The sequence below is a fragment of the Mesorhizobium sp. P3_A9 genome, assembly GCF_056402975.1.
The window spans coordinates 1-518 of the sequence record NZ_JBFUGJ010000849.1; the positions used below are offsets into that span (position 1 = coordinate 1).

The 518-nt window shown below is 70.8% G+C and carries 1 pseudogene; it reads left to right on the plus strand.

The annotated features are described in order from the left end of the window. A pseudogene (locus AC1DX0_RS37095) lies at positions 1-518 on the plus strand (peptigoglycan-binding protein LysM); the annotation flags it as partial.

A 518-nucleotide genomic window follows, 5' to 3' on the forward strand; every position in this document is an offset into this window, starting at 1 on the left:
GCCCCAGGCGACCGCTCCGGCCGCGCCTGCGACGGAAGCCACGCCCCCGGCAGCGCCCGCAACCGATGCCGCGGCTCCGGCGGCACCAGCAGCGGCCGGGCCGATCGCGCCGACTTTTGATGTCGTGCGCGTCGAGAGCAATGGTTCGATCGTCGTTGCCGGCAATGCGGCGCCCAATTCAAAGGTCGAGATCCTCAACGGCACGACCGTGCTCGGTTCGACCGTGGCCGGTCCCGATGGTGCCTTCGTCATCGTGCTCGACGATCCGCTGAAGCCGGGTGACTATACGATTGCCCTGCGTGCGACGGTCGGCACGGTCGTGACGGCCTCGGCGCAGACCGCTGTCGTTTCGGTTCCCAAGGATGCTACCGGCCAGGTGCTGGCCATGGTCGAGGAGCCGGGCAAGCCGGCCGAACTGCTGACCGTTCCGGCGCCCGAGACCAAACCGGCGGCGCCTGCCACCGGTGACCAGGCTGCCGCTCCGGCTGCACCGGCGCCGGCTCCGGCCGCCGTAGCAC